The 12,510-nt window shown below is 52.9% G+C and carries 11 protein-coding genes and 1 CRISPR repeat array; of the genes, 1 reads left to right on the top strand and 10 read right to left on the bottom strand.

Annotation, left to right across the window (positions count from 1 at the left end; translation table 11 throughout):
- Positions 1-15 precede the first annotated feature (15 nt).
- Positions 16-489, bottom strand: a complete 474-nt coding sequence (locus Q8W32_RS01475) for an FKBP-type peptidyl-prolyl cis-trans isomerase (RefSeq protein WP_303431507.1) — start codon at positions 487-489, stop codon at positions 16-18.
- A gap of 67 nt (positions 490-556) precedes the next feature.
- The gene (locus Q8W32_RS01480) at positions 557-1,312 is read right to left on the bottom strand and encodes a DUF599 domain-containing protein (protein WP_303431506.1); all 756 of its coding nucleotides are present in this window, start codon (positions 1,310-1,312) and stop codon (positions 557-559) included.
- Positions 1,313-1,894: 582 nt separating this feature from the next.
- On the opposite strand from Q8W32_RS01480, the gene Q8W32_RS01485 reads away from it, so the two are divergent.
- On the top strand, positions 1,895-3,100 hold the full coding sequence (locus tag Q8W32_RS01485; protein WP_305413363.1) for an MFS transporter: 1,206 nt from the start codon (positions 1,895-1,897) through the stop codon (positions 3,098-3,100).
- A 115-nt stretch (positions 3,101-3,215) separates the two neighbouring features.
- Positions 3,216-5,379: a CRISPR direct-repeat array (repeat unit 29 nt; unit sequence CGGTTGATCCCCGGCTACGCGGGGAACGC).
- A gap of 93 nt (positions 5,380-5,472) precedes the next feature.
- Here the strand turns inward: Q8W32_RS01485 and cas2e are convergent.
- The 8 genes from cas2e to Q8W32_RS01525 form a co-directional block, all read right to left on the bottom strand.
- Entirely contained in the window at positions 5,473-5,778 is a 306-nt protein-coding gene (gene cas2e, locus Q8W32_RS01490) for a type I-E CRISPR-associated endoribonuclease Cas2e (protein WP_303431502.1), read from the bottom strand.
- Positions 5,779-5,780: 2 nt separating this feature from the next.
- A complete protein-coding gene (gene cas1e / locus Q8W32_RS01495; protein ID WP_303431501.1) occupies positions 5,781-6,701 on the bottom strand; it encodes a type I-E CRISPR-associated endonuclease Cas1e in 921 nt (306 codons plus the stop codon).
- Positions 6,702-6,863: 162 nt separating this feature from the next.
- The gene (gene cas6e / locus Q8W32_RS01500; protein WP_305413364.1) at positions 6,864-7,598 is read right to left on the bottom strand and encodes a type I-E CRISPR-associated protein Cas6/Cse3/CasE; all 735 of its coding nucleotides are present in this window, start codon (positions 7,596-7,598) and stop codon (positions 6,864-6,866) included.
- On the bottom strand, positions 7,598-8,377 hold the full coding sequence (gene cas5e, locus Q8W32_RS01505; RefSeq protein WP_305413366.1) for a type I-E CRISPR-associated protein Cas5/CasD: 780 nt from the start codon (positions 8,375-8,377) through the stop codon (positions 7,598-7,600). Before cas5e ends, cas6e begins: the two co-directional genes overlap by 1 nt.
- A 5-nt stretch (positions 8,378-8,382) precedes the next feature.
- Positions 8,383-9,447, bottom strand: coding sequence for a type I-E CRISPR-associated protein Cas7/Cse4/CasC (cas7e, locus tag Q8W32_RS01510; RefSeq protein ID WP_305413367.1), 1,065 nt, complete (start codon positions 9,445-9,447; stop codon positions 8,383-8,385).
- 23 nt (positions 9,448-9,470) lie between these two features.
- Complete coding sequence (casB, locus tag Q8W32_RS01515; RefSeq protein WP_305413368.1) at positions 9,471-10,232, bottom strand: type I-E CRISPR-associated protein Cse2/CasB; 762 nt, start codon at positions 10,230-10,232, stop codon at positions 9,471-9,473.
- Positions 10,229-11,872: a type I-E CRISPR-associated protein Cse1/CasA gene (casA, locus tag Q8W32_RS01520; protein WP_305413369.1), complete on the bottom strand. Its 1,644-nt coding sequence runs from the start codon at positions 11,870-11,872 to the stop codon at positions 10,229-10,231. Before casA ends, casB begins: the two co-directional genes overlap by 4 nt.
- A 70-nt stretch (positions 11,873-11,942) precedes the next feature.
- Entirely contained in the window at positions 11,943-12,443 is a 501-nt protein-coding gene (locus Q8W32_RS01525; RefSeq protein WP_305413431.1) for a GNAT family N-acetyltransferase, read from the bottom strand.
- Between the last annotated feature and the right edge of the window lie 67 nt (positions 12,444-12,510).

Consider the following 12,510-nt stretch of genomic DNA (forward strand, 5'->3'; position numbering starts at 1 on the left):
CGACAGAACCAATCCCTACTCGATACCGAGCAATTCCACTTCGAATATCAGCAGGCTGCCCGGTTCGATCCGGCCAGCACGGCGTTTGCCATAGCCCAGCTCTGACGGGATATAAAAGATATTCTTCTGGCCAACGGTCATCAACTGCACACCTTCCGTCCAACCAGGAATCACCTGATTCAAACGAAAACTGATGGTTTCTCCACGCTCAACCGAGCTATCAAAGACAGTACCGTTCAGTAAGGTACCATGATAATGCACTGTTACCTTGCTACTGGCGGCTGGGTGCTCACCACCATTACCCGGTTTTAACACCTTGTATTGCAAACCCGAAGCGGTCGAGACAACCCCGTCTTCCGCTCCGTTCTTTGCCAGAAAGGCATCTCCCAGCGCGATATTTTCATCCGCCCCTTTACTGCCAACCCCCGCACGACGCAAGGCATAACCCAGCAAACCGGCAATCACTGCAACCAGAAGTATATCCAGCATTATTCCATCCGTTTATCAATAGTGGACCCGAATCATAAGCGACTCATCAGCCACTCGGCCACAGGAATCAATAGTTCGACAATTCCTTGTCATCCCGAGTCAGTTTTTCACCAACATTTTCAACCATCTTTAATGCTTTTAATGAACTGGATAAAAACTCCCGTTCATACAGAATAAATACCACCGTTGCGGCACTGGCCATAAACAACCAGACATTGACAAACCACAACAACAACGCCAGAGAAAAATAAAAAGCTCGCAAGCCGTTGTTATAACTGTGGCCAGCCTGATCGATCACCTTGGCAGCATAAATAGCAAAACTGCGCCGTTCGGCCGCCGTTACGGTTTTATCATTAGGGAACGGTGCCGCCCCAATCAAGACCGAAGCAAAACCAAACTGCCGCATCGACCAGGTAAAAGTAAAGAAAGCATAAATAAATACGCCAATCATGACCCCGACCTTCAATTCCATGGCCAACAGACTGTCAGGGGTAACAAAAGAAATTTCCAGCAAGACATCCTGAATTTCGTTCACCGCCGACATAGCCGTCAACAAACCCGCCAACACCAACACACAGGAAGACGCAAAAAAGTTAACATTCCGTTCGACGTTGGCCAGCAAGGCCGCATCCCCGACCCTTACCTCTCGCATCAGCAGCCGTCGCATCCAATTGATCCGGTGTACATGCATCACCGATGACAGAGAAGCGGTACGCTTTGCCATGTACTTGGCAAAGCGCCCATAAACAATCCAGCAGAACAAAAACCAGGCCAGCGCGGCCCAATTCAACCAACTGATGGCATCTTCAGGGATGTTATGCACAATATTTCTCGTTATTACCTGTGAGTGATACAAACAGAATATAGCGGCTGCCACCACTTTGATGTCCGACAACCACAACATTCACGCTGGCCGCGCATTCAAACAAAGTCCAGCCAAGCCATCCAGTCGGATCGGTCACGACACCGTTGCATCAGAACAAGATAACGCCTATTGGTCCTCCCTCATTACCTCACTGTACGCCAACCATCCGACTGCAAAAGTGGACACCCTGTCTCAATAACAGCAACAGAATCCATGCCAGGGCTGACAATCTGGCCACAACCTCGTATCATTCCTGCCCGATTTACACAACAAAAAATTTGTAGGATTGCCCTACATAAAGGAAATTCCTTGATGCATATCATTATGGCAATTCCAGGCAGAATCAAAATCAAACAACTACGTGAAAACCGAATGGCGACAACCCCACCAATAACTAAAAAGAGCTAGTTCGTCTTTCCCACAAACGTACCCGGTAATGGAATACCCAGGTCGTGCCAAGCGCGACCAGGTCTTGGTAACCCAGGCCAATGCAACGCCAACATAACATGGCCGATTTCACCTTCCAGACTGGATACCCGTATGTCGCTTAAAACCCTGGACGCCTTCACTCAACGCAACCTAGGCAAACTGTTTTCAGCCCAGGCGCTGGGCGGCTCTTCAGCACCGATCATCATCTCCATTGGCGGCCTAGTTGGCCAACGGCTGACCCCGGATCCCGCACTGGCCACACTCCCGGTCAGCCTGTATGGCATCGGCGTCGCCCTCGCCATGATTCCCGTCGCCATGTTAATGAAAAATGCCGGACGCAAAGCCACCTACCTGATCGGAACCTTGGTGTGTGTAGTGGCCGCTGCACTAGCCGCCAGCGCCATTGCCAACACCTCATTCTGGCTTTTTTGTGCAGCACTTGGACTGACCGGGTTTTATGGTGCCTGCGTCCAAAACTACCGCTTTGCCGCCGCCGACCTGGTACCTGTCAGCCATAAAGCCAACGCGATCTCACTGATTATGCTGGGCGGGTTAGCCGCTGCCATTATTGGTCCACAAACCGTTTATTGGACCCAAAACCTTTGGGAGTCCGCCCCTTTCGCTGCCAGCTTTATTGCCCAGGGCGTATTGGCACTCTTCGCCATTCCTATTTTGCTATCACTCCGATTACCGCCACCCCGCCGCCACCACATCAGTGAGCACACCCGGTCCTTATGGCAAATAGCCAAAACCCCGGGATTTATCGTTGCTGCCCTGGCAGGTACAGTATCCTACTCTCTGATGTCCTTTATCATGACTGCCGCCCCGATCGCCATGGTGCACGAAGGTCATAGTAGCGGCACAGCCACCCTCGGCATTCAATGGCACATCCTCGCCATGTTTGCTCCCAGCTTTTTTACCGGCCGATTGATCAGCCGCTTCGGTGCCCGCTGGATCACCGCGCTGGGACTGATGCTGCTGTTCACCTCCGCCGCTACCGCCATGTCCGGGATGGAAGTGATACACTTCTGGGGATCGTTAATCCTGCTTGGCTTAGGCTGGAACTTCGGCTTTATTGGCGCAACCAACCTGTTGACCAAGACCTACCGACCAGAAGAAAAATCCAAGGTGCAAGCCCTCAACGACCTGCTGGTATTTGGCACTGTCGCCCTCGCGTCCCTTGGTGCTGGCAGACAATTCAACCTCTACGGCTGGTACGAACTCAACCTGATCACCTTCCCCGTGATCGCCATTACCCTGCTGCTGCTTGTCGCCCTGCCATGGCTGCAAACCAATGAACCAAAATCTTTATCATAAAGCCATCGGTAGCCACGGCATGGATGCCTTTGTCATCTGACGAGCAAACTGAGAGCAGAACGCAACTGCCAATACAAATTATTTGGGGTGAAGACAGAGAGATCCCGCGGAATCGCAGTCGATCCCCGGCTACGCGGGGAACGCGGTCGCAGAATCCCAGTCAATGGTTGAGGTGTCGGTTGATCCCCGGCTACGCGGGGAACGCGTTATATATGCGTCCAGATATTCAATACCACCCGGTTGATCCCCGGCTACGCGGGGAACGCTCATTATCTTCGTACACATCAAAGCCAAACGGCGGTTGATCCCCGGCTACGCGGGGAACGCTCCGATGAAGCGCTTTTTCGCGCGTTCTTCCACGGTTGATCCCCGGCTACGCGGGGAACGCCTCTATCCACTTGAGCTACAAGGGCAAACATTCGGTTGATCCCCGGCTACGCGGGGAACGCTCGCGGCAATTTTGACCGCACCAACACCACGGCGGTTGATCCCCGGCTACGCGGGGAACGCGGATTTTAGGTCAGCCGACAAGTGCCAGCGGGCGGTTGATCCCCGGCTACGCGGGGAACGCGATACCGGGCAACACCACACAACCTTGCTAATCGGTTGATCCCCGGCTACGCGGGGAACGCGGATTTAAAAGGGGGAAGACATGATTATAAATCGGTTGATCCCCGGCTACGCGGGGAACGCATTTTTGATAATCAGTTTGATTCCGAGAAAAACGGTTGATCCCCGGCTACGCGGGGAACGCAACTGTTTCCTCAGTTGATAAAGACATTATACCGGTTGATCCCCGGCTACGCGGGGAACGCTGCGTATCGGCTCTGATTTGCTGGTTAAGCATCGGTTGATCCCCGGCTACGCGGGGAACGCCGACAATGCTGCGCATGATGGAGCAGCAAAATCGGTTGATCCCCGGCTACGCGGGGAACGCAGCGACGCCGTCGCCATCGGCATCGACAAGGCCGGTTGATCCCCGGCTACGCGGGGAACGCGACTCCCAAACCGGGCAGGCTGGGGCTGCGGTCGGTTGATCCCCGGCTACGCGGGGAACGCGATCAATATAGACCATGGTGCCCATGGGGTAGCGGTTGATCCCCGGCTACGCGGGGAACGCCCAGTCACCACCCCAGCGAATAGAAACGCCCTCGGTTGATCCCCGGCTACGCGGGGAACGCAAGGGTATCGGCGGCGCCTGCCAGTCCGCCCGCGGTTGATCCCCGGCTACGCGGGGAACGCAAGAATGAAGAAGAACAGACCCACCAGAAATACGGTTGATCCCCGGCTACGCGGGGAACGCGGTGCGGGTTTGTGCCCAGCTGCCGCCAATGGCGGTTGATCCCCGGCTACGCGGGGAACGCAAATTCTGTGGTATAGTGGCACCTGTCATCCCCGGTTGATCCCCGGCTACGCGGGGAACGCTCGACGGCAGCGGCGGCAAAGTCGTGGCGAACCGGTTGATCCCCGGCTACGCGGGGAACGCCGATATTGTTCTCAAATGAAATGATAATAGCCCGGTTGATCCCCGGCTACGCGGGGAACGCTTGATGTTTTTCACCGAGGTGGCCATATTTTCCGGTTGATCCCCGGCTACGCGGGGAACGCTTCATCCAGTCTCCAGACATGCCTGACGGATTCGGTTGATCCCCGGCTACGCGGGGAACGCGGCTTCTGCCCGGGCGGTACCAATATCGGTGCCGGTTGATCCCCGGCTACGCGGGGAACGCGTGTCCCAGATCACCTGTTGAACGCGGATTTTCGGTTGATCCCCGGCTACGCGGGGAACGCACCGACTACTGGTAGTGCGAATGGAGACCGGACGGTTGATCCCCGGCTACGCGGGGAACGCAATGACTACCTCGTCACCGGTGCGGTTTTCCACGGTTGATCCCCGGCTACGCGGGGAACGCGAATGATGTCGGGGGTTGTTCGCGTGATCAGTCGGTTGATCCCCGGCTACGCGGGGAACGCTTGCCAACAGTATTTGAAAAAAGGTTCCAAGGCGGTTGATCCCCGGCTACGCGGGGAACGCGTTTCGGTCGCCATCACCTCTGCAAGATTTTGCGGTTGATCCCCGGCTACGCGGGGAACGCAATTGTCAGCTCATAGACTGCTGCGCCCCGGTCGGTTGATCCCCGGCTACGCGGGGAACGCTTGCACCAGTCGCTGATTCGGATTGATGCGCGCGGTTGATCCCCGGCTACGCGGGGAACGCCCTACAACCTGGCCGCCGGATATTTCACCGTCCGGTTGATCCCCGGCTACGCGGGGAACGCACTAAATGTACATGGTTGATTTTAAAAAGGAAATTTATACCTTCAAAATCCACCAAAAAATTTATGTTATTAAAGAACGTTTCGGAACTTCATTCATGCATCTTTTGAATCGGGTTCATCGGGTAGAAAGCGCACCAGTCGAAGCCCATCAAAATCAATGGGCATACGACGATTATGGCCGTAAGTAATAAAGTCAAAGCCTGACTCTGTATTGGTTGCCCAGGCCATCACGACGTTGCCGTCTTCGGCGAGTACATCGACTTGTTGCCAGATCATTTCACGTATTCGCCGTGATACATCACCAACGTAAACGCCTGCCCGGATTTCCAACAGCCATACAGCCAGTCGTCCGCGCAGTCGTGGCGGTACGGCTTCTGTAACAACCATTACCATGCTCATGGCTATTTACTCCTGTGCCCTTCATCCCCCACTCCGGGTGGTTCCGGTATCGCGGGTGGCTGGGCGTCTTCTGGTGGTTTGGGCGGTTCTATTTCTCCTGCAGCCAGTACGTCTTCGATCAATGGAATCAGTCGACTTAGTAAACGGCTGGAGCGAAATATTTCACGACAGGCAATACGCACTTCCCGGTCTGGCTGACGTGGCTTTTTAGCGGCTATTTTGAAAGCTATGGGTACGACAGTTTCAAATTTGACCAGATCGGCAATGTCGTACACAAACGACAACGGTTTACCTGAGTGTAAAAATCCGATGGCCGGTGCATATCCCGCAGCCAATACGGCCGCTTCGGTGACGCCATACAGACAAGCAGTGGCTGAACTCAGACATTGATTAATGGCATCTCCTTTGTCCCAGTCTTTTACGTCGTAGTCCCGGCCGCGCCAGTCCACGCCATATTGTTTGGCGAGTTGCTGATAGATTTTACGAACCCGACTGCCCTCAATGCCACGTAACTGGTCGATACTACGCCGCTGTGGCGCTTCTTCACCAAAGCGGATTTCGAACATTTTACGAACAACTTTCAACCGCAGATCGGCATCGAGTGCCAGTTGTGCCTGGTACAGCAATTTGTCAGATCGTGCTCCACCAGGTTGTCCTGCAGAATAGAGCCGGACACCCGCTTCACCCACCCAGATCAGCAAAGTGCCTGTGGTAGCAGCCAGCTTAACCGCCGCGTGGCTAATACGGGTGCCAGGTTCCAGCATCAAACAGGCGATAGACCCCACCGGAATGTGCATGCGTTCGCCGTGCACTTCATCGATAACAACAAAAGCGCCATCACGGACGTCAATGCGCCCCATACCAATAAAGATCATGGAGTTGCGGTCTTTGATGGGGATGGGCTTAAGGGGAATAAAACTCATAAGTGCATCCTTGCAAGTGGGTAATAAGTTAAGCCGATGTCGTCGAACAGTCCGCCAAATCAGATTCTGAGCAAGTTTGGGTCATGGGGTAAACCTCTTGCGGCCAGTATCCGCTCAACAGAGCCTGGCCGATACAGGCCAGGCTTATCTGGATGTTCATGACTAACACCGACGAATTAACCACAATCCACAGCCAAAGCCTTTGGCCTTGCCAACGCCTTTGGCCAGGGTCTGCAAAAAACGCTCGGGATCAACAACCGTCAACAACCCTTGATAATCCACCGTGGAGTAGCGAATCGTGTGTTTTCCTTTTGGCTGATAATGTTGGTGTTGATAATAACTGTCGTGATCAAGCTCGGGTTCACTTTCCAACTGTATGCCCCACTCCGCCAGACGTTTGTTGTCGGAAATCCAGCCAAGGGCAGCTTGATGGGCTGCCAGTGCTTTTTTTTGCTGTGCTGCGTGGGAGTTCAGGCCAGAGACGTCGGCGTTTTTCTTGGCGTTCATAAGGACATCGTGACGCCGTGATTTACCTTGCGCGTCACGAATACTGACCACAGGGTTCACCCGCAGCTTGAAGGCCAGCCGATCACCCACGCTCAATTGTGGCTGATACGGTTTGGTCTGACAGGTAAGGGCAGAATGTGTCACTACTGGCTGTTGTTCAGACAGCACATAAAAAAGCGGCAGACCATTGCTATCGATTTCTTCGCGAAACAGAAACGGGCGTTGGGTCTGTTCTTTTGCTTTACCTTTAAGGTTGCTCCAGCTGTCTTCATAGCCGGGAAACAGCTGCCATAGCAATGCATGACTGGCGTATGCGCCATTTTTTTGCAGCTCCACAAGCTCTTGGGATGCAGTCAAGGCGTTGCTGATTGTGACTCGGGAAAAATACATCAGCGATCCTCCATCAGGGTAAGCTGGTGTTGACGGCGTTGGCCAAACTGCCAGCGGCTACGACTGATGGGGTTATCCCAGGGATGATACGTCAAGGTGTCATCGTGACGTTCTCCATCGAGATCCACCAGCTCACCTTGCCAGTAGTAAGTCGCCTGTTTACCCATACCCAACCAATAGCGGTCCGTCGCAACACTGGTATGTACATCGCTGCCCACACCATCCCTTCCCACGATGGCAGGGAATTCAGTGTCCAAAGCGTGTTTCAGTTGATCGGTCGATACCAGCATGGGGGTCAAAGGCAATGCCAGCGGGCAAGATTTACGTCCCAGATACAGTGGAAAAACCGGGCGTTGCAGCTTTGCTTGCAAGTATTCCAAAGTCAGTTCTGCTGAGTGTTGGGAAAGAGAAATGGCCACCACCCAAACACCATCCTGACGATAATGACGACTCGACAATACGGTATTCAGTTTTTCCTTGGGGCCCGCCAGTTCACTTTTACGGCTGTAATGAGTGAATTTTTTATCCGTCGAAGGTGCTTGTACGGTGTGATAATCACGCAGCAAAGTGCCCGCACCCAGCTGTTTTACTGCCACGACAATCGTGTCGAACAGCCGCTGTTGACCGGCTTCATCATCACGTTTCACCCCCAAAGCGGCACCCAGCAAACCAATGATAGCGGCTCTTCCAGGGGCCATTGCGGTTGGCCGGTCACCGCCAACGGCGGCTTGTCCCCAACTGGCCATTGGTCCATAGAGTCGAAAAACCAGATATTCCATATTGGCTATTCCCCGCTGCCGATCTCATCATTCAAACCAACAAATGCTAACAATTCCTTGAAGCTTCCCTGGCCGGTGACGGCATCGAGTGCGTAGCGAGTATCTGCACAAGGTTCATAGACCTGGTCGAAAATCTCGACTTGTTTGTTCAGCGCATCGATGGTGTCCAGCGCCATACCCTGCTCTCGCCCGTCTACGGGCTTGAGGAAGGCAACAGACAAGGAGCGAGGCTGCTGCTCGCCTTGTTCTGCCAATACGTAACTGGCATAAGCGCGGCTGCCGAAGCTGTTTTGATAGCCAGTTGGCGAGACTTTGACAGCGGCTTCCGTCAGTGCCTTGAGTGTTTTGTCAGCAAGATCTTTATTGCCGTTAAGGTTCTCCACCAGCTGGTCAACATTGATACAAAGGTAGCTGTAGAACAAGGCAGCAGCAAAACCCCGCTCGCCAATATGCGCGGCACCAAGATCATCTTGTCCGTCATTCAGATCATCCACTGCGGTGAAATAGTCGTCTTCAATGGTGACAGAATGGACGCTGATAGCATGAGCAACCTGACAGGCAGCGTCGACATTTTCAGCAGGTTTGGATGCCAGCATACGACCGAACAAGGCGATATCGGCATCCATTCGGTCCTTACGCAACAGTTCCAATTCTTCTTTTTCCGGGGCCCTTTGTTCTTCGGCTAACTGTTTGGCCAACGCCATGGCGCCCTCCCACTCCGCCTGGCTGACATGCACCAGTTGTTCAATCTCCAGCTGTTCTTTTTTTGCCTTGCCAAACACATTGGCAATGTCTGCTGCCCATTCTTTGGCTTTTTTCTCAGCCACGCCATTAGCCACCAGTTCAGCATAAACGTTGGGGCCGATGTTTTTGGTACGCGTGCCGATATGGCCGGACAAAGCATCCTCAAACAAGTCGGATGTGCGCCAGTGTCGTTTCAGACTCTGGGAGCTGATGCGCAGGCGCTCACTGCCGCCCATACGGGCAGTTTTGGGTCGGCCCATATCATCACGATTGAGATTGGATGGCGGATAAGATGTGAGGATATGAAGCTGTAAAAACTGGCTCATGATGAATTCCTTTTACGGTGAGTTTATTTAGAGTGGCTGCTGGCAGCGCGGTAATATTCAGTCGCCCATTTCAGAGCAATGCGTTTTTCGACGTCCCGGGGCACACGGTCGTGATATTCCGCAAACCAGCAGAGGATGTCGTCGGCCAGTCGGGCCAGTGGTGCCTTACGATCCAGTTGTTTCACCAGACGGCGCAATAGCAGTAACAACTCTTCTTCACTCTCTGCGGTCTGAAGCCGCTGAAATCTCAGCTCACTCAACTGGGAGCGATCACTGTTTTTTGCAGGTGATCCGGCCATAGCGGCCAGCGAGCGATAATCGATGTTTTCTTCGCTTCTGGATTTCCCCTTGGCAGGGGCTTTGGTTTTTGCCCTTGGGGTAACATCGGTCCGTACATCCGCCAATACACCCGCCACACAGGCCCAGGCCAGCATGGCGAAGTGGTTATTCAGGTAGTTGCGTTTGGTTGGAGACGGAGTGTGTTGTACCCGCTCGCTCAGTACCGACTTGACCGCTGACTTGCCGGCGTCTGGCAAGCAGGAAGCGTCGTCATTATCATTGTGTTCTGGAGGGTTGATCGCGAACCAGAGCCGACGAAACCCATCGGTCATCAGGAGCGCAGGCAGATTTTCAGATCGGCATAACCTGGCTCGCTGGCCAGAAGGTGCTGGCATAATATTCTGCTCTTGTAGTTCACTCGGAGCCGCATTCATCGATTGGTGCCAGCGTCGAAGCTGCTTGGCTTGCTCTTCCGTTAAATACTGGCAATAGGGTGCGATTGTCACTGGTTCACCTCCTGTGGTTTGGTTACGTCAACCTGATAATCCGTTTTGAACTGTTGAATCGGTTTTTTACTGTAATTCAGCCAGGCTTTCAGTTCGTTTCTGGCCTGTATCTTGTCTTTCATTTTGCGTGGTTCTGGCTCACTGGAGAGTACCGTTTCGTCAAAGATATCCAGCGCGCTGCGCTGCATGGACCATAACCAACGCCGGGCACTCTCTGGCGACAATTGCAGATAATCCGGATGCGCCTTGGCGATTTTGCCAAGCTCACTGATGGCAGTAAAAAAGTGCACTTCCGTTCGCTGCCAAAAGGTGAGATCAATAAAGCCGAAGTCGCCTTTGGCATCTTCAGAGCGTTCAAACCAGGCCTTTTTGATCTGGGAGCGTACTTGTTTGAGCATGTCCGTCGCCAAGCCTTGCAGCCGTTTAACCTCGCTAAAAAAGGCTTTTTCCAACGCCGGTGGCAAAGCAACAAACGGCATTTCAATGCTATAGAAACCACGGGGTTTCATATTGTCCATATCGTAGGCAAACGCCCATAAACGCAGTTGGTCTTGCAGCTCATCTGCCAGCTGGTAGGCCATTTCATGCATATGCTCGACCACTAATGCAGGGGTCTGGTTAGCACCAGAACTGCTATCTGCGGCCAGCCGCAAGACATCCCAGTGCTTATAGCTGATGCCACCCGGTTGACCCTTGATCGACAAACGTTCATTTTCAGGTTTTTTAGGATCACCGCGATACGGTGTGAATGGGTGGACATACCAGTCACCTTCATAGTTAGCACCGTAATTTTGTGACCGGTATTGGCTGACCAGCGGTTTCGATACCATTCCAGAAAGATCGCACTGCCCCTCCCTTTCTTCGGGGATCAAGCGAATACGACGAGGCATAGCCCAATAGCGCTGCAGCGGATGTACATCTATTGGTAGTACGGCACTACCCTTCTTCTCGCTGGTACGGGTGGCGGCCAACCAGGGAAATACTGAACCATCGGTAAAATCCGGTTCCGGCCATTCATTTTTGATCGCTTGTTGGAGCCAACTCAAACACATAACATTCAGCCACAGCGATGACCACAACGTGGCATCAGTCTGATTCGACAACACCAGTGTCGATAGCGGTCCACCACCACGCAAACCGGTACGATGCCCCTGACCTCCAGAAGGCGCGTTGATTTGTAGCGTAAACAAGGCCAAGGCCGCCATCGGTAACGACATCTGCTGCACAATCTGCCGTTTAACAAAAAAGTCGGTGTTAAGCTTGATGCCGTTTTCGCCCGGAGCTTCGATCAACAGCGACGCAACAGATGATGATTTGGCGCTCTCTAATGAGTCAAAATCCTGCATAAACAAAGGGCCATCGCCAGCCAAGTTAAAGGCATGGGCTATTTGTTCGAACGCCTGCTGCAGATTGTCTTCTGACGGTGGGGTTTGCAAACGCTCAAGCCAATCATCTTCATTTTCCGGCGCAAACGCGGTTTGTAATACGCCGATTATCAGCTGATAGGCAGCACCTTGAAAATCGGTGCGAGGAAATGCAAGATTTTGGATATCCGGCCTGACAATCTCTGCCATGCGGATATTTGTTTGCTGGCCGTTGATCAGAATAACCGGTAGCCACGGGTCATTGAGCAGATTCATCACACCTCCTGTGTTATCTATCGAAACCTTCGTTTTATGCTTGCTCAGAGTAAAAAATCTATCGGGGTAGTCACGAGACAATATGTTCCCGTATGGTTTTAACAGAAATCAGTAACGACATGTCATCCGCAGGCGACGGCTGGAATCCATACTGCTGATAAAAAACTTTTGCAGCATCTGAGATTGCTTGTACCAATACTCCCCGAATACCTACCTGATCGGACACCTGTAAAACTCTTGTCAGTGCGTCTTTTAATAAAGCAGCGCCCAATCGCTTCCCCTGCCAACGCGTGTCAATCGCCAACCGTCCCAATACAATCACCGGAATAGGTTCTGGCATATTACGAGCAAAATTACTATTCGTCAGCGCACGTTCGACACTGCCTGTTGCCAGCGCATAGTAACCAACCACCCTCTGGTCAGAGCAGATCACAAAAGTACGACTGGCCCCACCGGCCTGATTTTTGAGCGCACGTTTTATCAACCATTCATTCAAGGTCTCGTTGCCGCAATCGAACCCCAGTAACTCATGAGTATGATTCAATGCCATAGGCTGTAGCAGCGCTCCCATCAATACAAACTCCTATCTTTGCCTAGCATCCAGAATATCAACAATTCCAAAAAAATAACAACAGCTA

The organism is Oceanobacter sp. 3_MG-2023 (assembly GCF_030688925.1).
In the GTDB taxonomy this organism is placed as follows: Bacteria; Pseudomonadota; Gammaproteobacteria; order Pseudomonadales; family Oceanobacteraceae; genus Oceanobacter.

Excerpts from the sequence above, each read along its gene's own strand:
- Q8W32_RS01475 (WP_303431507.1), bottom strand. The coding sequence starts at position 489 with ATGCTGGATATACTTCTGGTTGCAGTGATTGCCGGTTTGCTGGGTTAT.
- Q8W32_RS01485 (WP_305413363.1), top strand. The coding sequence starts at position 1,895 with ATGTCGCTTAAAACCCTGGACGCCTTCACTCAACGCAACCTAGGCAAA.
- cas2e (WP_303431502.1), bottom strand. The coding sequence starts at position 5,778 with ATGAGCATGGTAATGGTTGTTACAGAAGCCGTACCGCCACGACTGCGC.
- cas1e (WP_303431501.1), bottom strand. The coding sequence starts at position 6,701 with ATGAGTTTTATTCCCCTTAAGCCCATCCCCATCAAAGACCGCAACTCC.
- cas6e (WP_305413364.1), bottom strand. The coding sequence starts at position 7,598 with ATGTATTTTTCCCGAGTCACAATCAGCAACGCCTTGACTGCATCCCAA.
- cas5e (WP_305413366.1), bottom strand. The coding sequence starts at position 8,377 with ATGGAATATCTGGTTTTTCGACTCTATGGACCAATGGCCAGTTGGGGA.
- cas7e (WP_305413367.1), bottom strand. The coding sequence starts at position 9,447 with ATGAGCCAGTTTTTACAGCTTCATATCCTCACATCTTATCCGCCATCC.
- casA (WP_305413369.1), bottom strand. The coding sequence starts at position 11,872 with ATGAATCTGCTCAATGACCCGTGGCTACCGGTTATTCTGATCAACGGC.
- Q8W32_RS01525 (WP_305413431.1), bottom strand. The coding sequence starts at position 12,443 with ATGGGAGCGCTGCTACAGCCTATGGCATTGAATCATACTCATGAGTTA.